Annotated in this window: 30 protein-coding genes and 1 tRNA gene; 23 read left to right on the top strand and 8 right to left on the bottom strand. The window is 41.7% G+C overall.

What is annotated here, in order from left to right; all coding sequences use genetic code 11:
* Positions 1-113: 113 nt before the first annotated feature.
* The gene (locus WAA86_RS14000) at positions 114-533 is read right to left on the bottom strand and encodes a response regulator (RefSeq protein ID WP_337301640.1); all 420 of its coding nucleotides are present in this window, start codon (positions 531-533) and stop codon (positions 114-116) included.
* 162 nt (positions 534-695) lie between these two features.
* Here WAA86_RS14000 and WAA86_RS13995 point away from each other — a divergent pair.
* The 8 genes from WAA86_RS13995 to WAA86_RS13960 all read left to right on the top strand — a co-directional run bounded on the left by WAA86_RS13995 (position 696) and on the right by WAA86_RS13960 (position 8,923).
* Positions 696-779, top strand: a tRNA-Leu gene (locus WAA86_RS13995).
* Positions 780-1,616: 837 nt separating this feature from the next.
* The gene (locus tag WAA86_RS13990) at positions 1,617-2,867 is read left to right on the top strand and encodes an NAD(P)/FAD-dependent oxidoreductase (protein WP_337301639.1); all 1,251 of its coding nucleotides are present in this window, start codon (positions 1,617-1,619) and stop codon (positions 2,865-2,867) included.
* 253 nt (positions 2,868-3,120) lie between these two features.
* Positions 3,121-4,020 (top strand): MerR family transcriptional regulator, encoded by a 900-nt coding sequence (locus WAA86_RS13985; RefSeq protein ID WP_337301679.1) that lies wholly within the window; start codon positions 3,121-3,123, stop codon positions 4,018-4,020.
* A 29-nt stretch (positions 4,021-4,049) separates the two neighbouring features.
* On the top strand, positions 4,050-5,507 hold the full coding sequence (locus tag WAA86_RS13980; protein ID WP_337301638.1) for a phytoene desaturase family protein: 1,458 nt from the start codon (positions 4,050-4,052) through the stop codon (positions 5,505-5,507).
* A gap of 10 nt (positions 5,508-5,517) precedes the next feature.
* Positions 5,518-6,357, top strand: coding sequence for a phytoene/squalene synthase family protein (locus tag WAA86_RS13975; RefSeq protein ID WP_337301637.1), 840 nt, complete (start codon positions 5,518-5,520; stop codon positions 6,355-6,357).
* Entirely contained in the window at positions 6,357-6,806 is a 450-nt protein-coding gene (locus WAA86_RS13970) for a beta-carotene hydroxylase (RefSeq protein WP_337301636.1), read from the top strand. The genes WAA86_RS13975 and WAA86_RS13970 overlap by 1 nt, the downstream gene beginning before the upstream one ends.
* A 2-nt stretch (positions 6,807-6,808) precedes the next feature.
* A complete protein-coding gene (gene crtD / locus WAA86_RS13965) occupies positions 6,809-8,275 on the top strand; it encodes a 1-hydroxycarotenoid 3,4-desaturase CrtD (RefSeq protein WP_337301635.1) in 1,467 nt (488 codons plus the stop codon).
* A gap of 3 nt (positions 8,276-8,278) precedes the next feature.
* On the top strand, positions 8,279-8,923 hold the full coding sequence (locus tag WAA86_RS13960) for a carotenoid biosynthesis protein (RefSeq protein ID WP_337301634.1): 645 nt from the start codon (positions 8,279-8,281) through the stop codon (positions 8,921-8,923).
* Here WAA86_RS13960 and WAA86_RS13955 read toward each other — a convergent pair.
* The 7 genes from WAA86_RS13955 to WAA86_RS13925 all read right to left on the bottom strand — a co-directional run bounded on the left by WAA86_RS13955 (position 8,909) and on the right by WAA86_RS13925 (position 16,588).
* On the bottom strand, positions 8,909-9,619 hold the full coding sequence (locus WAA86_RS13955; RefSeq protein WP_337301633.1) for a DUF3291 domain-containing protein: 711 nt from the start codon (positions 9,617-9,619) through the stop codon (positions 8,909-8,911). The genes WAA86_RS13960 and WAA86_RS13955 overlap by 15 nt on opposite strands.
* Positions 9,620-9,623: 4 nt before the next feature.
* Entirely contained in the window at positions 9,624-10,190 is a 567-nt protein-coding gene (locus WAA86_RS13950; RefSeq protein ID WP_337301632.1) for a TlpA family protein disulfide reductase, read from the bottom strand.
* Positions 10,190-10,753 (bottom strand): TlpA family protein disulfide reductase, encoded by a 564-nt coding sequence (locus WAA86_RS13945; protein ID WP_337301631.1) that lies wholly within the window; start codon positions 10,751-10,753, stop codon positions 10,190-10,192. Before WAA86_RS13945 ends, WAA86_RS13950 begins: the two co-directional genes overlap by 1 nt.
* A gap of 79 nt (positions 10,754-10,832) precedes the next feature.
* Positions 10,833-13,100 (bottom strand): aconitate hydratase, encoded by a 2,268-nt coding sequence (locus tag WAA86_RS13940; RefSeq protein ID WP_337301630.1) that lies wholly within the window; start codon positions 13,098-13,100, stop codon positions 10,833-10,835.
* Between the two features lie 198 nt (positions 13,101-13,298).
* Positions 13,299-14,252 (bottom strand): AAA family ATPase, encoded by a 954-nt coding sequence (locus tag WAA86_RS13935; protein WP_337301629.1) that lies wholly within the window; start codon positions 14,250-14,252, stop codon positions 13,299-13,301.
* Positions 14,253-14,256: 4 nt separating this feature from the next.
* Positions 14,257-15,708, bottom strand: a complete 1,452-nt coding sequence (locus tag WAA86_RS13930; RefSeq protein ID WP_443217593.1) for a peptidylprolyl isomerase — start codon at positions 15,706-15,708, stop codon at positions 14,257-14,259.
* Positions 15,692-16,588 (bottom strand): peptidyl-prolyl cis-trans isomerase, encoded by an 897-nt coding sequence (locus WAA86_RS13925; protein ID WP_337301628.1) that lies wholly within the window; start codon positions 16,586-16,588, stop codon positions 15,692-15,694. The genes WAA86_RS13930 and WAA86_RS13925 overlap by 17 nt, the downstream gene beginning before the upstream one ends.
* A gap of 135 nt (positions 16,589-16,723) precedes the next feature.
* On the opposite strand from WAA86_RS13925, the gene WAA86_RS13920 reads away from it, so the two are divergent.
* The 15 genes from WAA86_RS13920 (at position 16,724) to WAA86_RS13850 (ending at position 26,373) form a co-directional block, all read left to right on the top strand.
* Positions 16,724-16,966, top strand: a complete 243-nt coding sequence (locus WAA86_RS13920) for a hypothetical protein (RefSeq protein WP_337301627.1) — start codon at positions 16,724-16,726, stop codon at positions 16,964-16,966.
* 63 nt (positions 16,967-17,029) lie between these two features.
* Positions 17,030-18,175, top strand: a complete 1,146-nt coding sequence (locus tag WAA86_RS13915) for a serine hydrolase (RefSeq protein WP_337301626.1) — start codon at positions 17,030-17,032, stop codon at positions 18,173-18,175.
* Positions 18,156-18,671, top strand: coding sequence for an SRPBCC family protein (locus WAA86_RS13910; RefSeq protein WP_337301625.1), 516 nt, complete (start codon positions 18,156-18,158; stop codon positions 18,669-18,671). Before WAA86_RS13915 ends, WAA86_RS13910 begins: the two co-directional genes overlap by 20 nt.
* A 221-nt stretch (positions 18,672-18,892) precedes the next feature.
* Positions 18,893-19,333 (top strand): KTSC domain-containing protein, encoded by a 441-nt coding sequence (locus tag WAA86_RS13905; protein WP_337301624.1) that lies wholly within the window; start codon positions 18,893-18,895, stop codon positions 19,331-19,333.
* An 87-nt stretch (positions 19,334-19,420) separates the two neighbouring features.
* The gene (locus WAA86_RS13900) at positions 19,421-19,615 is read left to right on the top strand and encodes a cold-shock protein (RefSeq protein WP_337301623.1); all 195 of its coding nucleotides are present in this window, start codon (positions 19,421-19,423) and stop codon (positions 19,613-19,615) included.
* 132 nt (positions 19,616-19,747) lie between these two features.
* A complete protein-coding gene (locus WAA86_RS13895; RefSeq protein WP_337301622.1) occupies positions 19,748-20,137 on the top strand; it encodes a hypothetical protein in 390 nt (129 codons plus the stop codon).
* Between the two features lie 209 nt (positions 20,138-20,346).
* The gene (locus WAA86_RS13890; RefSeq protein ID WP_337301621.1) at positions 20,347-20,700 is read left to right on the top strand and encodes a hypothetical protein; all 354 of its coding nucleotides are present in this window, start codon (positions 20,347-20,349) and stop codon (positions 20,698-20,700) included.
* A 230-nt stretch (positions 20,701-20,930) separates the two neighbouring features.
* On the top strand, positions 20,931-21,377 hold the full coding sequence (locus tag WAA86_RS13885) for a hypothetical protein (protein ID WP_337301620.1): 447 nt from the start codon (positions 20,931-20,933) through the stop codon (positions 21,375-21,377).
* A complete protein-coding gene (locus tag WAA86_RS13880; RefSeq protein ID WP_337301619.1) occupies positions 21,374-21,811 on the top strand; it encodes an SRPBCC family protein in 438 nt (145 codons plus the stop codon). The genes WAA86_RS13885 and WAA86_RS13880 overlap by 4 nt, the downstream gene beginning before the upstream one ends.
* Before the next feature lie 72 nt (positions 21,812-21,883).
* Positions 21,884-22,552: a dioxygenase family protein gene (locus WAA86_RS13875; protein WP_337301618.1), complete on the top strand. Its 669-nt coding sequence runs from the start codon at positions 21,884-21,886 to the stop codon at positions 22,550-22,552.
* A gap of 689 nt (positions 22,553-23,241) precedes the next feature.
* The gene (locus WAA86_RS13870; protein ID WP_337301617.1) at positions 23,242-23,430 is read left to right on the top strand and encodes a hypothetical protein; all 189 of its coding nucleotides are present in this window, start codon (positions 23,242-23,244) and stop codon (positions 23,428-23,430) included.
* A gap of 197 nt (positions 23,431-23,627) precedes the next feature.
* Positions 23,628-24,269: a VTT domain-containing protein gene (locus WAA86_RS13865; protein ID WP_337301616.1), complete on the top strand. Its 642-nt coding sequence runs from the start codon at positions 23,628-23,630 to the stop codon at positions 24,267-24,269.
* Positions 24,270-24,317: 48 nt separating this feature from the next.
* Entirely contained in the window at positions 24,318-25,202 is an 885-nt protein-coding gene (locus WAA86_RS13860; RefSeq protein ID WP_337301615.1) for a hypothetical protein, read from the top strand.
* A gap of 378 nt (positions 25,203-25,580) precedes the next feature.
* Positions 25,581-26,096, top strand: a complete 516-nt coding sequence (locus WAA86_RS13855; RefSeq protein ID WP_337301614.1) for a RidA family protein — start codon at positions 25,581-25,583, stop codon at positions 26,094-26,096.
* Between the two features lie 37 nt (positions 26,097-26,133).
* Positions 26,134-26,373, top strand: coding sequence for a DUF1059 domain-containing protein (locus tag WAA86_RS13850; RefSeq protein WP_337301613.1), 240 nt, complete (start codon positions 26,134-26,136; stop codon positions 26,371-26,373).
* Positions 26,374-26,581 lie beyond the last annotated feature (208 nt).

The following is a 26,581-nucleotide window of genomic DNA, read 5'->3' as shown; positions in this document are numbered from 1 at the left end:
AAGTATTCTATAAGCTACAATTGGGCTAAAAAATTAGCATTGTAGATCTCATACTGTTAGGAGAAATGCCTTGGAATTTTTAAAATAGATCTATTTTTGTTTTTCCGGTAAAATTATAATTTGTTGGAGTTCGACTTAGAACTAAACTCAGTCAAAACCTCTTTCAACCTTTCATCGGTTAATGGTTTGGAAATAAAATTTGCCACCAGATCATATTTTTTTGATTCCTGAATGTCTTTAGGATTAATTGATGAACTCACTATAAATACTTTGGTCTTTTTGCCTAGAGAGAGCTTGCTAAATTCATCTAAAAATTCCCACCCGTCCATTAGAGGCATATTCAGATCAAGAAATATTACTTCAGGAAATTTTTCATTTGATTTAAGTAAGGAACTCAAATTACTTAAAGCTTCCTTACCATTTTCAAACACTATAATATTATCACCAAAACTGCGGTTATAATTAAGTAGTACCTTAGTTCCATACACAAAGATTGGGTCATCATCAATTATACACACCGTATTCACTTGCATTTTTAAAGTCTTAATTTAGATTAAGCGTTGTTTAATATAGATTATTAGCATACTATACTAAACCATATTTATTTCCTTAGGTTGGGCAAAAATAAACAAAACAAGAAGGAAATATAAGGTTGTAAACAAAAAACATATTTATATTTGCAAACTCTTACGTGAGCCCACGTGGTGAAATTGGTAGACACGCCACCTTGAGGGGGTGGTGTTCGCAAGGATGTGCTGGTTCGAATCCAGTCGTGGGCACAAAACCGCTTTTATAGCGGTTTTTTTATGCCCTCTGATCATCTGTTTAGACAAGATACCCGAACACCTTGAATTTAATAAAAGACACTTTGCTGGTTCTCCCGAAGCCTCGGGACAGTCGTGGGCACAAAACCGCTTTTATAGCGGTTTTTTTATGCCCTCTGATCATCTGTTTAGACCACATCCGCGAACACCTTGAATTTAAAAAAAGACACTTTGCTGGTTCTCCCAAAGCCTCGGGACAGTCGTGGGCACAAAACACGCTTTTATAGCGGTTTTTTTTATGCCCTATTATTATCTGTTTAGACAACATCCGCGAACACCTTGAATATAATAAAAGACACTTTGCTGGTTCTCCCGAAGCCTCGGGACAGGCGTGGGCACAAAACCGCTTTTATAGCGGTTTTTTTATGCCCTATTATTATCTGTTTAGACAAGATACCCGAACACCTTGAATTTAAAAAAGGACACTTTGCTGGTTCTCCCGAAGCCTCGGGACAGTCGTGGGCACAAAACCGCTTTTATAGCGGTTTTTTTATGCCTTCTGATCATCTGTTTAGACCACATCCGCGAACACCTTGAATATAAAAAAACACTTTGCTGGTTCTCCCGAAGTCTCGGGACAGTCGTGGGCACAAAACCGCTTTTATAGCGGTTTTATAATTTCCTATAATTGCTGTTGCAGCCGACGATAGGATTCCACCACCTGAGACCCCGCGTTTGGGCGCATATTACCATTAAAAAGATTATTTCGGTTATAATCCACATAATCCAATTCTTTGTATTTTAGTTTCTTTACCGGTCCTTTAGGGATACTGTAAAAAATATACTTTTAATATGGGAAAGAACATCATTATTATCGGGGGAGGAATCATTGGACTCAGCAGTGCCTATTACTTACAAAAAGAGGGACATCATGTTACCATCATTGACAAATCTGACCTTACCAAAGGTGCTTCATTTGTAAACGCCGGGTATATTACCCCCAGCCATATTATCCCTTTGGCTTCCCCAGGAATGATGGCGAAGGGCATCAAGATGATGTTCAATAGCAGCAGTCCTTTTTATATCAGACCCAGATGGGATCTTGACTTCCTAAAATGGACATGGAGCTTTAATGCCTCGTCTACCAAAAAAAATGTGGAAAAGGCCATTCCCCTAATTAAAGATATCAATCTATTAAGTAGGGAGCTTTATACCGACATTTACCATTCTGGTGATCTGGGAGAATTCCATCTTGAAAAGAAGGGGTTGCTGATGCTCTATAAAACGGCCAAAGAAGGCAAGCATGAAGCTGAAGTTGCCAAAAGGGCCCAGGATGAAGGTTTGGAAGTAAAAACACTGTCCTTAAAGGAGCTGAATACCTTACAACCTAATCTCAACAAGGATATTTTAGGAGCCATACATTATGAATGTGATGCACATACCACCCCAACGGAATTGATGCCCAAATTGGTAGCATATCTAAAGCGTATGGGGGTGGTTATCAAGACGGAGGAAGAAGTGTTGGATTTCACCCTTGACAAGGACAATATAACTGCCGTCACAACTGCCGAGAACACTTATAAAGGCGATCAGTTTGTTTTGGCCTCCGGATCATGGAGTGAGGGAATGGCCAAAAAATTGAAATTGAACCTGAAGGTGCAACCGGGAAAAGGATACCGTATCAACGTGCATCGTAAAACAGGAATACTCCTTCCAGCAATTTTAATGGAAGCAAAAGTAGCCGTGACCCCAATGCAGGGTTTTACCAGATTTGCCGGTACCATGGAACTTTCCGGCATCAACCATAACATCAGATCAGAAAGGGTTCATGCCATAGCCAAGGCAGCTTCATCGTACTACGATGGCCTAACGATCACACAAAACGAGATTCGTGACGCTCAGTGTGGGCTAAGGCCCGTGTCACCCGATGGTCTTCCCTACATTGGAAAAACTTCGTCCTACGACAATTTGACCATAGCAACGGGGCATGCCATGATGGGTTGGAGCTTGGGACCCGCCACTGGAAAATTGGTTGCCGAAATAATTTCAGAGCAAAAGTTATCCATGGATATCCAAGGATTTCACCCTGAAAGAAAATTTTAAGATACTATTACTTCCTTTCCAATGCCATCTTACATACAAGTTGCAATCTTCTTGCTAATACTGATTAAAAGCGAGGGTTAAATGTAGAATGGAAATTTTCAAAGTCCCACGATTACCCATCGAATGGCAATAAAACGCCACCGTTGAAACAGCTATATCACATGGAATTCAACAATCTTCTTAAAATTTAACGGATTATTTAACCTTTGATTGAGATTTTCTTGTAAATTTGTTTAACCATTTTTACCAAATGATGAACAACGTAAAGAAAATTTTTAGCATTAGAGACTTAGAAAACCTTTCAGGTATAAAGGCTCATACCATTCGAATTTGGGAAAAAAGGTACAACTTACTATCCCCAGAAAGAACTTCAACAAACATAAGAAATTACAGTTTGGCAAGTCTCCAAAAATTGCTGAACATAACCCTTTTGTACAACAACGGCTATAAAATTTCCAAAATAGCGAAGGTTCCAGAAGGAGAAATCCCGATGTTGGTCAAGGAAATTGTTGCGAGGAACAGTTTTAAAAACCATGCTATCAATGCATTTAAACTGGCTATGGTGAATTTTGACCAGACCATGTTTTTCAATACCTACAACAGATTATTGACCGATAAATCGTTCAGGGAAATTTTTAACGATGTGTTTATTCCGTTGCTCAATGAGCTCGGACTTTTATGGCAAACAGATACCATCAGTCCTTCCCATGAGCATTTTATAACCAATTTGATCAAGCAGAAGATCATTGTCAATACAGAAAAATTACAGAGTACCGAGCCTACCCGAAAGGATAAAATCTTTGTGCTCTTCCTGCCCGAGAACGAAATTCACGAATTGGGCCTCCTGTTTGTAAACTATGAAATCACCCTCAGGGGATACAAGACCATATATTTGGGACCCACCGTGCCAACCGAATGCCTGACCGACCTGACCAAATATTATGAAAATTTACATTTTGTATCCTATTTCACCGTAGAGCCCTCCAAGGATAAGATTGATAAATATATTGAAGAGTTTACTGCCAATGTAAACCATGATGGTAAATCCAAATTATGGATTCTAGGATATCAGATTCAGAATTTGAACAAAAATAGTCTACCCCCCCATATTCGTACCTTCAATGCTATTGAACAATTGGTACAAGAAATTTAAAAGTTAAAGCCTCCCAATTGCAGTCCTCCATGAGTAAAAAAATAATTGTCATAGGTTCCGGATTTTCCGCCTTGTCCGCTTCTTGCTATTTGGCCAAGGCAGGTCACGACGTATCCATTTATGAAAAGAACGATACTGTTGGTGGTAGGGCCAGGCAACTCGTCCGGGACGGGTTTACTTTTGACATTGGACCCAGTTGGTATTGGATGCCCGATATTTTTGATAAATTTTTCAATGATTTCCAGAAAAAACCCACGGACTACTACCAATTGGACAAATTAAGTCCGGCCTATAAAATATTCTTTTCCGATGATGTCATCACCATTGGGGACCATATGGACAAAATTTGTGAGGAATTTGAACGTATTGAAAAAGGAAGTTCTACCCGCTTGCGAAAGTTTATCAAGACAGCTCAGGAAAATTACGATATTGCCATCAATAAAATTGTACTGAGACCAGGACTATCCCCATTTGAATTGGTCACCAAAGAAACGGTCATGAGGGTTGATCAATTCTTTAAAACCATCAGCCAGCAGGTGCGCAAGGATTTTAAGAATCCCAAACTGGTTTCCACCTTGGAATTTCCGGTGCTGTTCTTAGGGGCCAAACCCAACAAAACCCCTTCATTCTATAATTTCATGAATTTTGCCGATTTCGGATTGGGAACCTGGCATCCCAAAGGAGGCATGTACGAAATTATTAAGGCGATGCGAAGTCTAGCTGAAGAACTCGGCGTAAAAATCCATACCCATAGTCCTGTAGAAAAAATTATCGTGGACAACAATAAGGCCATAGGTGTACAGGTAGGTGGTGAACAGGTAACTGCCGATGTAGTTTTGAGCGGAGCCGATTATCACCATTCGGAAACCTTGCTGGACAAAGAACACAGGCAATATTCCGAAGCGTATTGGGAAAGCAAGACATTTGCTCCCTCTTCCCTTTTGTTCTATGTGGGATTTGATAGAAAAATAAGCAATATTGAACACCACAACCTCTTTTTTGATACCGATTTTGAAAAGCACGCCCAAGAGATCTATGATGAGCCGCAGTGGCCCAGTGATCCCTTGTTTTATGTGAATTTTCCGTCCATTACCGATGCCAGTATGGCTCCTGAAGGATGTGAAACCGGTTTTTTCTTGGTACCCATTGCTCCGGGATTGGAAGATACCCCAGCGCTGAGGGAACAGTATTTTGACTTGATCATAAAGCGATTCGAAAAGCGAACTGGCGAAAAAGTGGAAAAAAATATTATATTTCAGGAATCGTTCTGTGTGAAAGATTTTAAGGAAGCGTACAACTCCTATAAGGGAAATGCCTATGGCATGGCAAACACCCTGTTGCAGACCGCTTTTCTAAGACCAAAGTTGAAAAGTAAAAAGGTAGAGAATCTTTATTTTACAGGGCAACTTACAGTCCCTGGACCAGGAGTGCCCCCGGCCCTGATCTCCGGAAAACTCGTATCTGAACTCATTGCTATGAAAAATTAATAATCGGACTATGAAAGCCATTTTTGATAACGTCTCTTTTCAATGTAGCAAGGCTGTAACGGAATCCTACAGTACTTCCTTTGCGCTTGCCACCAAGATGTTGGCCACTTCCATCAGAGGTGATATTTACAACATCTACGGCTTTGTAAGGTTTGCAGATGAAATTGTTGACACCTTCCACGATTATGACAAGCCAGCGTTGTTCAATAAATTTGAAGAGGACCTTGAACATGCCCTTACCCATAGAATAAGCCTTAACCCGATCTTAAACTCCTTTCAACATACCTATCACAAATACAAGATACCTAGGCATCTTGTTACTTCCTTTATGAAGAGTATGCGTATGGACCTGACCAAAAACGTGTACCGTACAGATGAGGAATACAAAGAATACATCTACGGATCTGCCGATGTTGTTGGCCTTATGTGCCTTATGGTCTTTGTAAAGGGCGATGAGCGGGAATACGAACGTCTAAAGGTATCGGCCATGGCACTGGGCAGTGCATTTCAAAAGGTCAATTTCCTACGTGATCTAAAGGCCGATTTTGAAACCTTGAACCGGACCTATTTTCCAAATACCAATTTGAACGAGCTCAATGAGACTTCCAAATCGCGAATTGTTGCGGAAATAAGGGCCGATTTTGATCTTGGATATTCTGGAATAGTACAATTACCGGTGGAAGCCAAATTTGGGGTGTATACGGCCTATAGGTATTATTCCAAATTATTACAAAAACTCCAGAAGACGCCCCCCTTGGAGATTAAAAATGCCAGAATAAGCGTTCCAAACTATCAGAAATTTCAATTATTGGCCAAATCATATGTCAATTGTAAATTAAAATTAGTGTAATGGACATTTTTATTGGAATACTCATCTTTTTAGGGACCTTCGCCATTATGGAATTTATGGCTTGGTTTACCCATAAATATGTAATGCACGGATTTCTATGGGTTCTCCATAAAGACCATCACAAAAAGGACCATAATTCGTGGTTTGAAAGAAACGACGCCTTTTTTATTTTCTATGCGGTCATCAGTATGAGTTGCTTCTATATTGCCGCAAATACTGCCTTTTGGTATGCTTTACCCATTGGCTTTGGCATTATGGCATATGGTGCTGCTTATTTTCTGGTACATGACATTTTTATCCATCAAAGGTTTAAAATTTTTAGGAATGCCAATAACTGGTATGCCAAAGGCGTGAGAAGAGCACATAAAATGCACCATAAACATTTGGGCAAAGGAGATGGTGAATGTTTTGGGATGTTGTTTGTTCCCTTCAAATATTTTAAAAAATAACAATGCCCAACGCCATTGTTATCGGTGCGGGAATTGGCGGTATTGCCACCGCCCTACGTTTGAAAAAAAATGGCTATGATGTAACCGTATTGGAAGCCAACGGTTATCCCGGGGGAAAACTGCATACCAAAAAGGTCAATGGCTACCGCTTTGATCTGGGGCCTTCCCTCTTTACCATGCCACATCTGGTGGACGAATTGTTCCAACTGTTCCAGATTGATCCCAGCCCCTATTTTCAATATTCCAAAAAAAATGTGATCTGCAATTATTTTTGGGAAGATGGCACTAGATTTTCTGCCAACGCCAAACCAGAGACCTTTATCCAAGAAGCCTCCCAAATATTTGGAGAGGGTGAAGTCCGACTAAAAAAGTATATCCAGGGCAACGCCAAAAAATACGACCTTACAGCATCCCTTTTTTTGGAAAAATCCCTACATAAGGCCAGTACATACTTATCCAAGGATACGATCAAGGCCATATTTCAGATAGGAAAATTGGATGTGGATACCACCCTGAATTCCATCAACGAAAAGTCATTCCAAAATCAAAAACTGATACAGCTCTTCAATAGATTTGCTACCTATAATGGATCGTCACCCTACCAGACCCCGGGAATCATGTCCATGATCCCCCATTTGGAAATGCATTATGGCACGTTCTTTCCCAAGGGCGGCATGTACCAGATTAGCAGGAGCCTTTATGAACTGGCAGTAAGGCAGGGGGTTATTTTTAAGTTCAACGAAAAGGTCCATGAAATAAAGGTGGAAGCCAAAAAAGCCATTGGGGCAACCTCCAACAAGCGTGAATATTTGGCCGATATCACGGTATCCAATATGGATATTTTTCCCACCTATAAAAATTTGCTCAAAGATCAGCCCCAACCCAACAAGGTTTTGGAACAGGAACGATCAAGTTCCGCTTTGATTTTTTATTGGGGCATTTCACGGGAATTCCCGGAACTGGACCTGCACAACATTCTTTTCAGTGAAGATTACCAAGAGGAGTTCTCCGCTATCTTTAAGAAAAGGACCATCCATCATGATCCAACCATTTATATCAACATTACCAGCAAAGAGGAACAGGATGACGCCCCCATAGGTCACGAAAATTGGTTTGTCATGATCAATGTTCCCGGAAATTATGGACAGGACTGGGAAGACCTTAAAAAGGAAGCCCGTAGGAGGATTGTTTCAAAGATCAATAGAATCCTTGGAGTGGACTTGGAGCGCCTGATATCTGCAGAACACATCTTGGATCCCATGGGAATAGAGCGTGACACCAGTTCCTATAGGGGAGCCCTGTACGGGGCCGCAAGCAACAGCAAATTTGCCGCCTTTCTGCGTCACCCCAATTTTAGCAACAACATAAAAAACCTTTACTTCTGTGGCGGATCCGTTCATCCCGGCGGAGGCATTCCCTTATGTTTGTTATCGGCAAAAATAGTAGGGGATTTGGTTCCAAAAGTATAACCTATGCGAGACAAGATCATCCAAAATAAAGTTACTGTGGCCATTGGGATTGTTTGGCTGTTCCATATTACGGCCCTCATAGGGATCAGTATCGGATATCAAGATTGGTTCGTATCCAAGACCTCATTAAACCTCTTTATCTGCCTTCTTTTATTTTTTTGGGTATACCCCATGGACAACTTAAAAAAATATGCCGCTTTTGCCATTTTCTTCACCGGAGGCATGATTGCCGAATGGCTGGGTGTCAATTACGGAGTCCTGTTCGGAACGTACAGCTACGGTAACAATTTTGGCCCCAAATTGGATGGTGTACCTTATCTCATTGGGATCTACTGGGGCATTCTGACCTTTATTTCGGCTACGCTGGCGACTTATGTCGCGTCCAACGCCCTTATAAAAATAATATTGGCAGCAGGACTAATGGTTTTCCTAGATTTCTTTATGGAGCACAGTGCCCCTATTTTTGATTTTTGGAGTTTTGATGGCGGCTCGGCCCCCATTGAAAATTACACTACCTGGTTTGCTATTGCCGTGATCTTCCAGATGATCCTACATTTTTTAAGGCAAGAAGGGAATACCAGGTTTTCCCTTCATTTATATATGGCCCAATTGATCTTTTTCGGATATGGCTTGTTATTTCTCCGTTAAAGCAGGCAACTGCTGTAATCCGTTCCAAGTACCAATGGAGCGGTAGGGCTGAAAACGGGAAAACAATTCCTCCTTATACCATTGCAATTGCCGGGTCTGTTGTATGGCATGCTGATGTTCTTTACTGGCATATGCAAACTCCATTAGGGATTCCTTGTCTTTCCATAAGCTGAAAGTAGCCATCTGCGTAATGGGTACTTCCCCTATTCCTTTGGTATAGATCAATCCCCTATTACCTTGTAAAGAGGCTTGGGAAGTGGGTACATATTTCCAAAACTTGTACAACATTCCCTTCTTGATCGTTGCCCTGGTGATTACCGCTATAAACGGATTCTCCTTATCCAAGGTATGGGCTTTTTCGAAGGGATTTTTCCCAGACCACTCCCCTTTGGCTGCAAAATTTTTCATGTAAAGGGTCCAACATTCCGAGCTGTGCTGCTTGTACTTTTTTATCAATTCAGAGGAACCAAAAAATTGATTTGCGGAAGCTTCATCATCCCAAATTTGCAAAAGGGCGTAAACGGACCAATCTGGAAAAGGGTCAAAACCTTCTTTTCCGCTGCCCATCAATTTATAGAATTGAAGTCCGGCTACCCTAGACATAGGCCTATGGGCAAATTGCATCATCCCAAATGCCCACAGCTTCTCCCGAAAACCGTGATACCTAAAAAATGTAAGGGTTGTAATCTGCGACATAACGCTACTCTTCCAAAAGGGAATCCAATAGGTTGCGCGTACTAGTGCTATTCCAATCAGCGGCCCCTGTTTCAGCCACCATGATCTTTCCCGATTTATTAATAATATAGGTTGTTGGAAGCAATTTGTAACTCAATATTTTTGGTTCTTTGGACTGTGGGAAGTATACCGGTAGCTCATAACCTTTTTTTTCCAGGAAATCCAGTACTTTTTGCTCCTTCTCATTGGTCACGAACATAAATGCAACCCTATCTCCATAATCATTGTAAAGCTTTTGCATGCTTGGCATTTCTGCTATGCACGGACCACACCAAGTGGCCCAAAAGTTAACGAGAATCACCTTTCCTTTTTGGGTTTCCAAATTAAAAGGTTGCATGTCTGTATCTTTCAATTCCCATTTATAGGAATCCAAGGGCACTTGCATTTCGGCCTTTACCATAGCCGCACTGCTGGAGAGCAGCCTACTGGCCAATACCTTGACCTTAAAACCGATAGGCGTAAACAACAGTAGTACGATCCCCAAGATCAGGGCGGCATTCAACCATTGTTTTTTACCTATTTTAATTGACATTATTCCTCCTGTATCAGTCCGTCCAAAATAGTGTGCACCTTATCACTGTCCCAATCTGCAATACCTTCCTTATGGATCACGATATTTCCAGATTTATCCAAAAGGTAGGATGCGGGAACAACTTCATCGTTTATGGGCATTTTCTCCCCTATGATCAAATAGGTTACAGGAAAGGTAAAGCCGTGTTCCTCCATAAAGGCCTCCACAGGCTCGCGCTCCTCATTGGTAATGATATAGAAATCCATCTTGTCCTTGTACTCATCGTAAAGGTCTTGAATACTCGCCAATTCCGCTACACAGGGCAACTTCCATGAAGCCCATAGATTGATGAGCACCACATTTCCCTTGGATTTTTTAAAATTGAAAAAATTCCATTGCTCATCCTTCAATTTCCAATCGTAATCCGTTATTCGTTCCCTGTCAGAAACTTCGGTTACCTCTGGACTGAAAGAAAATATTTTATTCAACATAACCTTTCCGTAATACCCTAAAGGCGTTACAAAAAACGACACGATAAAGGCTATAAGCAATATATTTAGAATGGTCTTTTTACTAATTTTCATGATTCTTTTTATTTCCCATCAAAACTAAAAAACTCCTGATTATAATCAGGAGTTTTTAGTAACTATTTAAAAAATGAATTTAGGAAGCGTTTTCCCTTTTTATAACATTTAATGCAGAACCTTCATTGAACCAATCTATTTGTGATTGATTGTATGTATGGTTCACTTTTATAGTATCCTTGCTACCATCTTTATGTACCAATTCTATGGTCAATTGCTTGTCCGGTGTAAATTTAGCTATATCCAAGAAGTTGAAGGTATCATCTTCCTGAATAAGGTCGTAATCTGCTTCATTGGCAAATGTCAATCCCAACATACCTTGTTTTTTAAGGTTTGTTTCGTGGATACGTGCAAAAGATTTCACCAGAACTGCCGCTACCCCAAGGTGTCTCGGTTGCATGGCCGCGTGTTCCCTTGAAGAACCTTCACCATAGTTATGATCACCTACCACAATGGTCTTGATACCTGCAGCTTTATAGGCTCTTTGTGCATCAGGCACACCAACATACTCTCCAGTCAACTGGTTCTTTACAAAATTCGTCTTCTTGTTGAATGCGTTGACAGCACCGATCAAGGTATTGTTCGCTATATTGTCCAAATGACCTCTGTAACGCAACCATGGTCCTGCCATAGAAATGTGGTCTGTGGTACATTTTCCATATGCTTTGATCAACAATTTGACCCCTTGCAATTCTTCGGACTTGATAGGCAAGAAAGGATCCAATAATTGAAGTCTTTCTGATTTTGGATCTACTTTTACAACCACACTGGATCCGTCCTCTTTAGGCGCCAAATATCCGGCATCCTCTACGTCAAATCCCAATGGTGGAAGTTCTATTCCCAATGGTTCGTCCAATTTCACCTCTTCCCCATTCTCGTTCAATAGGGTATCGGTCATTGGATTAAAATCCAATCGACCAGAAATTGCGATTGCCGCTACCATTTCCGGTGAACCTACAAAGGCGTGTGTGTTAGGATTACCATCTGCTCTTTTAGAAAAGTTCCTATTGAAAGAATGCACAATGGTATTCTTCTCATCCCCTTTCAGATCACTTCTGTCCCACTGTCCGATACATGGTCCACAGGCGTTTGTAAACACGGTGGCTCCCAAATTTTCGAAGATCTGCAATAGACCATCTCTTTCGGCAGTAAACCTGATCTGCTCGGAACCTGGATTGATTCCAAAATCAGATTTTGGTTTAATTTTCTTATCAACGGCTTGTTTGGCAATAGAGGCGGCACGTGTCAAATCTTCATACGAAGAGTTGGTACAAGAACCTATCAATCCCCAATCTACCTTTACTGGCCAACCATTTTCTTTGGCCTTTACTCCCAATTCACCTACTGGCGTGGCCAAATCCGGCGTAAAAGGACCGTTCAAATGAGGTCTCAACTCATCTAGGTTGATCTCAATCAATTCATCGAAATACTTTTCTGGATTGGCATATACCTCGGCATCTGCAGTAAGATATTCCTTAACCTCATTGGCCGCATCTGCTACATCACTACGATCTGTAGCTCTCAAATAACGTTCCATAGAGGCATCATAACCAAAGGTAGATGTTGTGGCCCCTACTTCTGCACCCATATTGCAGATGGTACCTTTTCCAGTACAAGATAGGTTTTCTGCACCATCTCCAAAATATTCTATAATAGCTCCAGTTCCTCCTTTTACGGTAAGGATCCCGGCCACTTTTAATATTACATCCTTGGCAGAGGTCCACCCAGAAATATTTCCAGTCAATTTAACCCCTATCAATTTTGGGAATTTCAATTCCCACGCCATTCCGGCCATTACATCCACGGCGTCAGCACCACCAACTCCGATGGCTACCATTCCCAATCCTCCAGCATTTACGGTATGGGAATCCGTTCCGATCATCATACCCCCTGGGAAGGCATAGTTTTCCAATACTACTTGGTGGATAATACCTGCTCCCGGCTTCCAAAATCCGATTCCATATTTATTGGATACAGATTCCAAGAAATCAAAAACCTCGGCACTTGTGGTATTGGCTACCTTTAAATCGGCAGCTGCGCCACTCTTCGCTTGGATCAAGTGATCACAGTGTACGGTTGTAGGCACTGCAACTTGAGGCTTTCCAGCCTGCATAAATTGCAATAAGGCCATTTGTGCGGTTGCATCCTGACATGCTATGCGGTCCGGTGCAAAGTCAACGTAGTCCTTGCCCCTTTTAAATTCTTTAGTAGGATTTCCATCCCATAAATGGGAATATAAAATTTTCTCCGAAAGGGTCAGTGGTCTCCCAACGATCTCGCGTGCCTTATCAACGCGCTCGGCCATATTGGAATACAATCCCTTGATCATATCGATGTCAAATGCCATTATATTGTTTTGTGTTTAAGTTATTGCAATTCAACAAAAATAATAAAATAGTAGGGGCTTATGAAATTTTAAGGCCACGATTCATATCATTTTCATTGAAAAATCAACGAAAAGATCACAAAAAAATGAATTTGTTATTTTTTTGGATAAAAATAAGCGGAATTGCTTACGACAACGATTGAAATAAGGGTGTTTTAACTAGAGTAAACGGGTTATAATATCGTCTTCGGAGATCCCTTCGGCCTCGGCTTTGTAGTTTTTGATGATCCTATGCCGCAAAATACCCCAAGCCACGGCTTTTACATCTTCAATATCCGGGGAGAATTTACCGTTTATAGCGGCATTGGCCTTGGCTGCCAGAATTAGGTTCTGGGATGCCCTTGGACCTGCCCCCCAATCAATATATTGTTTTACATAATCGGAAGCGGAGGTCAGATTGGGCCTGGTACTGTTCACCAAACGCACAGCATACTCCACAACATTGTCCGGAACCGGGATCCTACGGATCAAATGTTGCACCTCTATGATTTCCTTGGCGCTAAATAGGGAGTTCAAGGTCGCCGTATGGTCAGAAGTTGTTGTTTTCACCACTTCCATTTCTTCCTCAACCGAGGGATACTTCAGTTCTATGGCAAACATAAATCTATCCAATTGCGCTTCAGGCAGTGGATAGGTCCCTTCCTGCTCTATGGGATTCTGTGTGGCAAGAACAAAATAAGGTTCTGCCAATTTATACTGCGTCCCGGCTATGGTCACCGACCTTTCCTGCATGGCCTCCAAAAGAGCAGCCTGTGTTTTTGGTGGGGTACGGTTAATCTCATCCGCCAGAACAATGTTGGAAAATATAGGGCCTTTGATAAACTTGAAATTCCTGTTCTGGTCCAAAATCTCACTTCCAAGAATATCACTGGGCATTAGGTCCGGGGTAAACTGAATCCGCTTAAAATCCAACCCCAAGGTTTGGGCAATGGTATGTACCATTAAGGTTTTTGCCAGTCCTGGCACACCTATAAGCAGGGAATGTCCTCCAGTATATATGGACAATAGAATTTGACTGACCACATCGTCCTGGCCAATGATCACCTTGGCAATTTCTTGCTTTAGGGCCTTGTGCTTTTCTACTAACCTATTGATGGAAGCAACGTCTGACATGCACTTACTCCTTTACCCAATTATTCGCAAAATCGCAATCCCTGTTGTCTTTGTTTACACTGATATAGGTTTCATCTATATGCTCTGCCATCCATTTTTCAATGGCCTTAAACTGCTTGTCGCGCAATGCCAGCTCTTGGATCTTCATGTAATCCTTTGCAAAATTCGCCTCATGCTCATCATACCTATTGGTAATCTTCATGATCTTATATTTTGGGGCTCCCCCTCTTGGGTCTTCCTCCAATATAGGCTGGGAAATCTCATTGTCCTTCAGGTTGCGCACCTGGTTGTAGAGGGTAGGGTCCATTTTGGTGAGTTCAAAACGGGAATCAAAATTGGTAGGATTCCGCAATAGTCCCCCATCAAATTTGGTCTCTTTTTCGTCCGAGAAATTTTGTGCTGCCTCCGCAAAGGTATATTTCCCATCCATTACATTCTGTCGTATACTGTCCAATTCCACTTTGGCGGCATCCAAAGCTGCCTGTGGAATCTCTGGCGCAATCAAGATGTGGCGCAAATCCAGTTCCTGACCCCTTATCTTTTCAATATAAATAATATGGTACCCAAAAACAGTCTCAAAAGGTTCCGACACTTCTCCTTCCCTTAAACTGAAAGCTACATCCTTGAATTCTTTTACAAACCCAGTTTGTCTTGTCATACTGTAAAACCCACCTTTGGATTTGGATCCCGGGTCTTGGGAGTACAGGATAGCCTTTACACTAAAGCTGGCGCCATTGTCTTCCACATCGGCTTTAATGGCTCTTAACTTGTCTATCACCTTCTGCTTCTCTACTTCTGGAGCTTTAGGCTGTTTCACTATTTGCGCTATTTCCAGTTCGGCTCCAAATACCGGACGCTCATCTTCAGGAATCTTGTTAAAGAACTGACGTACCTCTTCTGGGGTAATCTCTATTTCCCCAACAATCTTTTGCTGCATTTTTTCGGACAGCATCCTCAATTTATTGATTTTAAAAAGCTCATCCCTAAAACTCTCCTCATCATCCTTGCGGTAGAACTTCAAAACCTTTTCAATGGATCCCACTTGGGCAATAAGGGATTGCAACTGCCTATCACTGGTGGCATTTACCTCATCATCGGAAACCAGGATACTATCCTGAACGGCCTGATGGGCATACAGACGGTCCTCCATTAATTTTCCCAACAACCCACAACGGGTAATATCCTCTGTAGAGGCCCCTTGACTGCGCAGGTCGATCAAGGTTTTTTCGATGTCGGATTCCAAAATAACATAATCGCCCACTACTGCGGCAACGCCGTCCAATTTCACCCTTTTAAAGTTGCTCACGGAATCTTTCTTATACCCTACATTGGCCTCCACAGTGGTATCCTGTGGCTCTACCTGGGTATCGGGCATTTTATCGTTTTCCTGTGCATACCCCAGTACTGTAAAAAGTAAAGCGGTTAAAAAAGTGATTGTCCTATTCATCTTGTTCATATATCTCAAATTCTTTTTCTTTTACGGCCTCATCTATGATTTCGGTCTCTAGCTTTCTCATGTAATCCAACCTTCTCCTGTTCAAAAGCACCTGCCTTATTGTGGGCCTAATAAATGGTAAGGGGGCAACATCATTGACGTTCAGTACATCAATTACCTTGCCCAAATATACCCCTAATGAATCCTGTATTTCAAAAAATTGTGATTTTTTTAAATATTGGTCCTCATTCTCAAGGCTTAAGGGAGGGATTTCCTTCACCACTCTAGACACCTTTACCCAAACAGAATCATTCAGGTTCAATTTTCTAAACTGCACGCTGACCGAGTCCAAATAGGCTTTATCCCTTTTATTGAATCGTCTTAACCTATCGGCCACGGCATCCTTTTTCAAAAATTGTGGAGGCAATTCCACAAAACGGATCATCAACAGTTTCTCCTGCAACTTAAAATTCTCCTTTTCATTTTCATAAAAGGCGTACAGTTCCTCTTCATTAACGGTAGTATCCAGCGCCTGCTGCACCAGAGCTTCTTTGTATGCCCTCGTGTACAGGTCTATTCGGTAATCGTCTACCAACTTATCAAATTCGGCCAGTTTGTCCACCGGCAAGTTTATCTTTGATTTGGAAAGCAACAATTGTTTGGAGGCCCAGGTATTGATAAAATTGGACACCACAGAAGCGCTATCCTCCTTGGACATGATATCCGTTATCAGTGGTGCGATATCCTCTTCATATAGATATACATCCCCAACACGGGCAATGGCCTTGTTTTCCTTCTCCTTTTTCCATAATCCGTCACATGAAGCACCTAAAAGCAGTAGTGCCACTACAAATAAAAGAGAGAAGATTTTAGAGATATGTCGCGCTAATAAAAACATCATGCAAAAGTAACAAATAACCAACGCTGTGCAAGTTCTCATTTTCTGCCAAAAATCAACTATTTTTAACAAATGTTTAGAAACAGTAGCACATTGCAAACCGATAAAAAAACCAAAGGAGCTATGTCCTTATAACCTATGAGCAATAGAAGAATAAAATTGATTTGGGACTTCAGGGGTCCCGCCGCGTCCAAAACTGCGGAACACCACGAGAGACACTTGACAGATTACATTATTGCCGAAAAGCTGGATATTGGAATCACAGGTTGCAAAACGTACAGCGAAATGCACAGTATCGCTTTTTTGGTGGTGGATGAATCCAAAATGATAGAGGTCCGGGATGCGTTGAAGCCCCACCGAGGGGAAGTGTACGAGGACTGATCTACTATTTTGAAAATTAATTTCACTTAAAAATAAATACCCTTGCATACCAAATATTACTACATGTTATTGGTCCTCCTTTTGGTTGTCAGTTGCCAAGAGGACGTACCTCCCCCAGCAGATCCATTGGCCCATGTGCTGCGATCTAACAAACCCAACATAAAAAGGGTGATGGACAGTATTGGCCAGTATGAGGTGCAGATCCGTTTTACCACCGTTACCCGTAGAAACGACAGTATCATCTTGGATGATTTTGATTTTCAGGTAGATCCCGATAATTATTTTTACCCTGCCAGCACTGTCAAATTCCCTATTGCCGTTTTGGCCTTGGAAAAACTGAACGAGAACGACACCCTTACCATGGACTCCCGTTTTTTTGTGGAGGGAGATACCATAACTACCACTTTTGCTGAAGAACTGACCAAAATATTTGCAGTAAGTGACAATAGCGCCTATAACCGTCTGTATGAGTTTTTGGGTGCGGATGAGATCAATAGCCGCTTGAAAAAAAGAGGAATCGCACCAATTAGAATCGCCCACCGTTTGTCCGTTGATCATGCAGACCGGACCACCACCAGGCCACTGGTCGTTTATCTGAACGATAGCACACTGATCAACCGAAGGCGTTCCTATAACAAAGTTCCAAAACCACTGAACCTAAATGGGATCAAAAAAGGAAGGGGATACTATGAGGAAGGAGAACTTATATTGCAACCCTTTGATTTTTCGCTCAAGAACTATTATCCAATAAGCGCACAACACGCCCTTTTGAAGCGAATCATTTTTCCTGAACTCTTCTCCAAAAAAGAACAGTTCAACATCAGCCAGGAACAGCGGGAACGTCTCCTAAAAGCAATGAGGGTACTTCCTAAGGAAGTAGGTTATCATGCCAATGAATTCTACGACAGCTATGGCAAATTCTTTATGTTTGGAGATAGCGAGGAGCCTATGCCCAAGGCTATAGAAATCTACAACAAAGTAGGATATGCCTATGGCACTCTGATAGATTGTGCGTATATTAAGGATACAGAAAACGATATTGAATTTATGATCTCGGCCACAATTATGGTCAACGAAGACGGCATCCTCAATGATGACCAATACGAATACGAGACGGTGGGCATCCCTTTCCTCGCCGAGTTGGGCAGGGAGCTGTATCAATTGCAATTATCCATTAAAAATGGAACCTATGGCACCAATGACCTTTGATTCCTTTACCAAAAAAATATTCATCAAGGCTTCCTTGGAAAAAATATACTGGTGCTGGGGCACTACGGAAGGAATCTTGTCTTGGTTCCTGAGAACGGCCGAATACCAAAAAGAGAACGGAACCCCAAGAGCACCCTCTGCGTTTATATCACAAGGGGATACCTACACTTGGCAATGGCACAATTGGGACGGTCAGGAAAAAGGCAAGGTTTTAAAGGCCAATGGCATTGATCACTTAGAACTGAGCTTTGCTGGGGAGTGTATAGTCTCCATAACCATGGAAGAAAAAGGTTCGGCCACCTTGCTTACCCTAAAACAATACAACATCCCCACGGATGAAAAGAGCAAAATGCAAATCCATTATGCGTGCAGTAATGGCTGGACCTTTTGGTTGGCCAACCTCAAAGCATATCTGGAACACGGCATCCTTTTGAACGAAACGGATCACGATTTGCGCCAAGTGCCAAATGCAGGTTTTGAATTTGTGAACATGTGACCCATGCCATGGCAGACGTAACCGCCCAAAACCATGGGTGACGCAATGCCGTACAGATCGCCGATCAAAGAAAAAGAATCTTTCCGCAAATAAATCTTCACCTAGCCATAGGCCAGACCGATTATTAGGAGTAGCTTTGCGCCCAGTTTCAAAAAATGGGACTATTCCACTCATAACCAATATTTTATATGCGGCTGATTGGATATTTAAAATCAAGAAGCATGAAGCGTATAAACGAATACAAGAAACTGTTCAATGTTGAAAAGGATATAGACCTAAAACAACTGAAAACAACCTACAGAAATTTGGTAAAGGAATGGCATCCAGATAAGTTCCAGAAGGAAGATGCCCTTTTTGAGGAAGCACAATTGAAGAGCCAGAAAATTATTGACGGCTATCATTTCTTGGTCAGTATTGCACCTGAAACCAAGGAGGCCAATTTGGAGGAATACAGAATAACCACCAATGAATCTGGCATAGCCGATTTTACCCATAAGGGATTGCTCATGGAGATCACCTTTTTGGATGGCACCACCTATGAATATTTTGGGGTCACCAGAAATGTTTACATCAAGATGATCAATTCTGATAAGCAGATGCGTTTTGCCAAAAGGAACATTTTTAATTCTTACCTATACCGCAAATCAAAAAAGAGCGCTTAATAACAAACTCTTTACCATAAGATAAGATGGAATCCATTTTTTGTAGCCATCTTTGACCACAAATAAGTAATTAATTTAATTTTTATAATGAACACAGGAACAGTAAAATTTTTCAACGATTCCAAAGGATTTGGATTTATCACGGAAGAAGGAACCAACAAGGAACATTTTGTACACGTATCAGGTCTAATTGACGAAATCCGTGAGGGTGACGAAGTGGAATTTGAATTGGAACAAGGAAAAAAAGGATTGAACGCAGTTAATGTAAAAGTAATCGACTAATTACAATCCCATACGAAAAAAAAGGCCCATCATTCGATGGGCCTTTTTTTTGGCCAAAATTGAAATCCTGGCCTGTCATATCCAAACGTAATAGCCCGGATTTCATTATATTGGCAGCAAACCAATCAATCTATGGTAATACTGGCAAAATGGATCCTTATCCTATTTGGAACCTTCCTGATCGCTATTGGATTTCTTATGCTCCTCTTGCCCAGTAAGGTCAGGCAACTTATAAAAATGGCCGGAAGCACTCCAGTGATCAACTACACAGAGATCACGGTTCGCATGATTCCCGCAGCCGCATTGGTCCTGTATGCCGAGTATGCAAAATACGCCTTTGCATTCCAAGTATTGGGTTGGTTTATGCTGGCCACCTCTCTGATCCTCTTTTTTGTGCCCATACGGATACACCATCAATATGCCCTAACGTGCGCTGCTATTTTAAAGCCGCTATTCATCAGATGTATCTCTCCCCTATCCTTCCTTTTTGGCCTATTTATCATTTACGGGACTTTGGGCTAGGGCAATCTTATTCGGTAAAAATTTCATTTACAGCAAAATATATGTGATCTACCTACTGTTCTACCCTTGCGCTACAAGATCAATCCTTTATCTACCAAATACATATATACCTTATATCATCTCTTCAAGCAACACCTCATCTATAAAGTGTTCATTTTAACATTACTCTGATACCAACAAAGATGTCATAAAAATTTAAACCCTGATCATTGAAAAAAAATGCCAAATTGTATAAAACAGAGAGCATTGGACCGCAGGTACACAAGATCAAATCTGCCGTGATCAATCTTGTCCAAATCTTAGATGACCTTCTTCCCATGGGAAAAATTGAAGGAGAAAAAATACCCTCCCAAGAAATTTCCGACAATATCAAAAAGCCCACCAAAGTCGGACCAAAGTTCAATTACCATCATCAAGGGAATACGGACATTCATATTGAAACAAACCAATATGGAGGAATTTTCCTCCACCTCATCACGAACACCATAAATTATCCGGAAACAGACTTCACGATAAAAACCAAACGGCAAGATCAGGATCTGTTTAGCTCCGTAGAGGGTTAAGGGATAGGCATACCCTTGACCGACCAAAAAAAAATATTCGGCAATTATTTAGGGAGTAATTTTACCCATAATGCAGTTACAGGGCTTGGTCTCACCACCATCTTTGAAAATGTACCATTATGAAAAGGGAAGATAGAAATTACCAGAATACCGGACAAAGGCACTATCTTTAAAGTGGCGCTGCCCTCTCAACCATGAACAAACCAATCGTCTAACCAAAAACAATTTTTATGAAAAAAGCAATCAGAAATATTTTAGCCATACTCTTGGGACTGGTCATCGGTAGTGTGGTCAACATGGGACTTATCATGACCGGAGCCGATCTTATCCCCCCTCCCGAAGGTGCCGATGTCACCTCTATGGAAGGACTAAGAGCCTCCATGCACCTTTTTGAAGCCAAAAATTTTGTCTTTCCCTTTTTGGCACATGCCTTAGGGACTTTTGTGGGGGCTTTGATTACCGCCTTGATCGCAGCCAGTTTTAAAATGAGGTTCGCTTTTGGAATAGGGGCCGCATTTATGTTGGGTGGCATCATAAATAGTTTTTTATTGCCAGCCCCATCCTGGTTCATTGTATTGGATCTGGTAGCAGCCTATATCCCCATGGCCTGGTTGGGCGGGAAATTGGCGATGGAAATACCGAGAAAAAAGATTAACCTAACCCGAAAGAAACCATGAAATACAACGTATCCATTGACATCGACAAACCCATTGATAGGGTCATTGAACTTTTTGACAATCCGGAAAACTTAAAGGAATGGATGGAAGGTCTGCAGCATTTTGAACATCTGAGCGGTACCCCGGGACAAGTGGGGGCCAGATCCAAATTGATCTATAAAATGGGCAAAAAAGATGTGGAGATGATAGAGACCATTACCGTCCGCAAACTACCCAAAGAATTCAGCGGCACCTACGAGGCAGACGGCGTGTTCAATATCGTAAAAAATAAGTTCGAGAAAATCTCGGATACCAAAACCAGATACATTTCTGAACAGGAATTTGAGTTCAAGGGCATGATGAAATTCGTAGCCTTTCTGATGCCCTGGGCCTTTAAAAAACAATCCATGAAGTATCTGAAAGCCTTTAAACAATTTGTAGAAAGACAGGCATAATATTCAAATGCTGTAAATTAGAGGGTATTTTTTCTCCTTTGGCTGCAGTACAATGAACCAAAACTTCCATCCATGAAACTATCGGCTTCCTTTTATATCCTCCTTATTTTCCTGACCTCCCTTTGCAGTTGCAATGGGCAGCCCAAAAGGAATGCCCAGACTCCCCTCCCATCCCAAAGCCAGGGAATTGTTGGTGGAGGTTGCGATGGTTGTGAGCTGATGTACATAGGGATGCCCAAAAATATCGCTTCGGTTGACACCAGTGCAGGATGGACAGAAAAAGGCCAGAAATTGCTTATCACAGGTACTGTTTATAAACTTGGCGGGAAGATTCCGGCCCCTGACGTAATTATCTATTACTGGCAAACCGATGCCGATGGATACTACTCCCCGGTTGAGGGGATGGACCCCAGAGCGCGAAGACATGGATATCTAAGGGGCTGGGTAAAAACCGATGAGAAGGGACAGTATGCCATCTATACGATAAGGCCCGCGCCTTACCCTAAGGATGTAATGCCCGCCCATATCCATACGGCCATCAAAGAGCCCAATATCGCCGATGAATACTATATAGACGAATTTGTATTTGATGATGACCCTTTGCTGCTCCCTGCCTGGAAAAAGAATCCACCAGAGAATAGAGGTGGTAGTGGTAGACTAAGGGTTATGATTTCCGACGACTTACAGATCGCAGAAAGCAATATTGTCCTGGGGCTGAATATTCCCAATTATCCAAAATAAAATGACCTTTGGATTTTGCTTTTTTGTCTCGACATACTCCGGATGCATGGGGATTGTCCCCACCAGCGGGGTCAAGAGGGCAGGGCAAACCTTCTTTTACTTACCTACCCGTATCAATGTGGTTTTGACACATCCTGTCTTGAGCGGAGTCGAAAGGCTCAACCCGACCGTGGTACCAGTGTATCACCCTTTAGTTTGTCCCCTCGAGCGGAGTCGAGAGGTCAGGGCAAACCTTCTTTTACCTACCTACCCGTACCAAAGTGGTTTTGACGGCGCTCATCCTGTCTTGAGCGGAGTCGAAAGGCTCTACCCGACCGTGGTACCAGTGTATCACCCTTTAGTTTGTCCCCTCGAGCGGAGTCGAGAGGTCTGGACAGTGGCACCGCCACCATTTTTGTCACCTCGGGCGGGCTTGAAAGGTCAACCCGACAACGAAACATTTTACAGTTGTCCCCTCGAGCGGAGTCGAGAGGTCAGGGCAAACCTTCTTTTACTTACCTACCCGTACCAAAGTGGTTTTGAAGGCGCTCATTCTGTTACGATGACCAATATCATCATTAGGAAACTCTACAAAGTCCAGCATACTAAAAAAGGTGGCTTTGATCCTCTTTAGGATTTTGTAGATTTAGTAACTTGTAACAATGGGTGTATCGTGGAGCGAGCCCGGTATTACAACAATATAACTTTTTATGAGGCACAAAAGAACCAGATTGTTATTGATCATTATCAGTGTTGGCTTGATCTTTTTTGGCGCAAACATTGTTTTTGGATTTATCGAATTCACCAATCCAAAAGTTAATCCTGTCATTGGCAGTATCCTGATCTTGGCCCTGGTGTACCAGGTCATCAAGATCACCAAGGAGCAGGGCATACAGTAAATCATCATTTTCCGTATTTACCAACTAATTCCTAGGACCAAAAGTCATCATGATACCTTAAAAAATTCTACAGCCCTCCCATTTTATATTTATAAAACACACATATCCAACCAATTAGTCATCCGCAAAAAAAATCGAACAATCATTAGGAATAGCTCGTCTATTTTGTACTTTTCCTTCGATTTAGAATCACTTTCATGGACCAACTTATAGATTTCATCCTTCATACAGATGATGCTTTACTCTCCCTTGTGGCAGATAATATTTACAAGGCCTATTTTATCCTCTTTTTGATCATCATGCTGGAAACGGGCCTGATCGTATTTCCTTTTTTACCGGGAGACGGATTGCTGTTTTCTGCCGGAGTGGTCGCCGCCTCAACGGATATGAACGTTTGGGTATTATTGGTATTGCTCATCATAGCCGCAATTACAGGTAATATCATCAACTATTACGTGGGACTAACCTTGGGGGCTGGACTAAAACAGAGTAACAATTACATCATTAAGAACTATATCATGTCGCACGTGCCCAAGGCCGAAGAATTTTACGCCAAGCACGGGGGACGTGCCATTATTATAGGAAGGTTTTTTCCTATCGTCCGCACCTATATTCCATTTTTAGCCGGTATCGTTCGCATGGAACGACCTATTTTTATGAAATATACGGTGTCGGGAGCTATCATATGGATCATGTTGTTTCTCTTGACCGGATTCTTTGTTGGGGAAATACCTTGGGTGAAAAACAACTATGGGCTTATTTTTGTCTGCCTAGCCATAGTCACCGTTCTTCCTTTGTTGTTCTCGTTGTTGAGAAAACTCTTTAAAAAGAAAAAATAGGCTGAAAAATTTAAATTGCCATTATTTTAGCATTCTCAAACACGTACAATGCCCCATATTTTAAAAAATGAGCTCATAACGGTTCAAATAGACCTTCCACAAGAACAATATCAAGGCTCCCGCTTCGATTGGACGGGAAAAATAACTGCTGTGACCTACCAAAACAAATCGGTTACAGGGATTGAAAGAACAGATCTTGAGGAAAGTCAACACTGCGGAAAAGGGTTTTACAATGAATTTGGGATAGACCAGCCTTTGGGTTTTGAGGAGACAGTCATTGGGGATTGGTTCCATAAGATTGGAGTGGGACTCTTAAAAAAGGATAGTCACTCCTATGACTTCCAAAAGGCTTACGAGGTTCAACCTGCTGCATTTAAAATTGACTCCCACCCTACCAAGATAAATATTGGTTGTACCTCCGCAATCCACAATGGCATTGGGTATTTTTTACACAAGACCATAGCCCTATTGGACAGCGGTTTTATGATCCACTACCGTTTGACGAATACCGGTGACAAAACCATTGAGACCAATGAATACTGCCATAACTTTTTGGCTATAGACCAAGAGTTGATGGGTGCCCATTATCATTTGAAATTTCCTTTCCAATTACAGCCCCATCTTTTTGGGGAAACCGTAAATCCAGAGCAGAAAGTGACCTTGGGAGCAAAAGACTTTTCTTTTACAGGAACACCCCAAGATCAATTCTTTTTCAGCAACCTTTCGGGAAGCAAAGCAGTTACGGCCCAATGGGAATTATTCAATCTAAAAACCAAGATCGGGATTCGGGAAACGGGTAGTTTTCCTACCTCTAGTATCAATCTATGGGGATGGACGCATGTGATCAGTCCGGAACTGTTCCACAGTATTTCCCTCCCTGCTGGGCAGACCACGGAATGGTCCAGAACCTATGAGGTTTTTACTACTACCTAAATCCATAGCTACCTTGTCAATTAGCTTTCGACACAGCCTGTCTTGAGCGATGTTGAAAGGCTCAACCTGAGGATACCACCACCATTTCTGGTCCCATTGAACAGAGCCGAGTGGATGCTCATCTTTTCTTCCTTAAACTAAAACCTACACCTATAAAACACTCACAAATAGCACTTTAGTAAATTTTTTTGGAAAATATTCGCTATATTTAATCAATTAAAATCCCCTCCATTTAAGAAAATCCTTCAATCATCAGCGAATCACTTCGCATGGTTGCTTTATGGCTATGTTATAAAAGTTCCAAAATCCTTGGTCTTTAATGGATAAACGGGGAAGCCGAAAACCGAAAGAGTAGGCAATAGCTAATCTACCAATATTATGAAAAAAGTGAATCTCGATTTTCATCAACTGATCTTGATGATGATCATTAGTGCAGTATGTATTGCACTCCAAGGGTGTAAAGAAGCGGAAAAAGAAGTAGAAGAGGAAGTAACGGAAGTAATAGAACACCCTGAATATTTCAACCTACGTCCCGAAATCGAAAAATCTTATGGGTATACGCATGCCATAAAAGTTGGCAATGACATCAAAATATCTGGGGCCGTAAGCATGGATAATGATGGTAATCCTACAGCTGTGGGTGATTTTGAACAGCAAATGAAAAATTGCTATGCCGATCTGGATAAAATATTGAAACATTATGGCTGCACCTTTGATGATGTGATCGTGGAAAACATTTTCACCACCAATATGCCCTTATTGTTGGAGTACGGCGCATACAGAGGTACTATTTATACCAAAAATTTCCCTACAGGATCTTGGATTGGGGTCAAAGAACTGGCGCTACCAGAATTTATGATCGAAATTGAGATGGAGGTACATAAAATGGATTGATTATTTATAACTTGAAGGGAATCGGTAAAAATCTAGTATGAAAACAATGACCTGCAATCAACTGGGAGGGGCCTGTGACAAAGAATTTAAGGCCAATACCTTTGAGGAAATAGAGGAAATGAGCAAAAGACACGGGATGGAAATGTTCCAAAAAGGGGATGAGGCACATCTGAATGCCATGAAAAAAATGAGACAACTTATGACAACCCCGGACGTCTTAAAAGAATGGTTCGATTCTAAAAGAAGAGAATTTGAAGCCCTGTCCGAGGACGAATAAAGGTAAACCTGAGTGTGAAAATTGAAAAGAGGAAGCTATATAGTTTCGTTTGGCCAATTCCTATCCCCTCGAGCGGAGTCGAGAGGTCTGGACAGTGACACCGCCACCAATTTTGACCCCGCGAGCGGGCCTGAAAGGCTCAACCCGACAACGAAACATTTTACAGCTGTCCCCTCGAGCGGAGTCGAGAGGTCTGGACAGTGACACC

Source organism: Sediminicola sp. 1XM1-17 (assembly GCF_037203765.1).
In the GTDB taxonomy this organism is placed as follows: Bacteria; Bacteroidota; Bacteroidia; order Flavobacteriales; family Flavobacteriaceae; genus Sediminicola.
The sequence above is the reverse complement of the archived record's forward strand: the minus strand, read 5'-3'. Positions and strand labels throughout refer to the sequence as shown.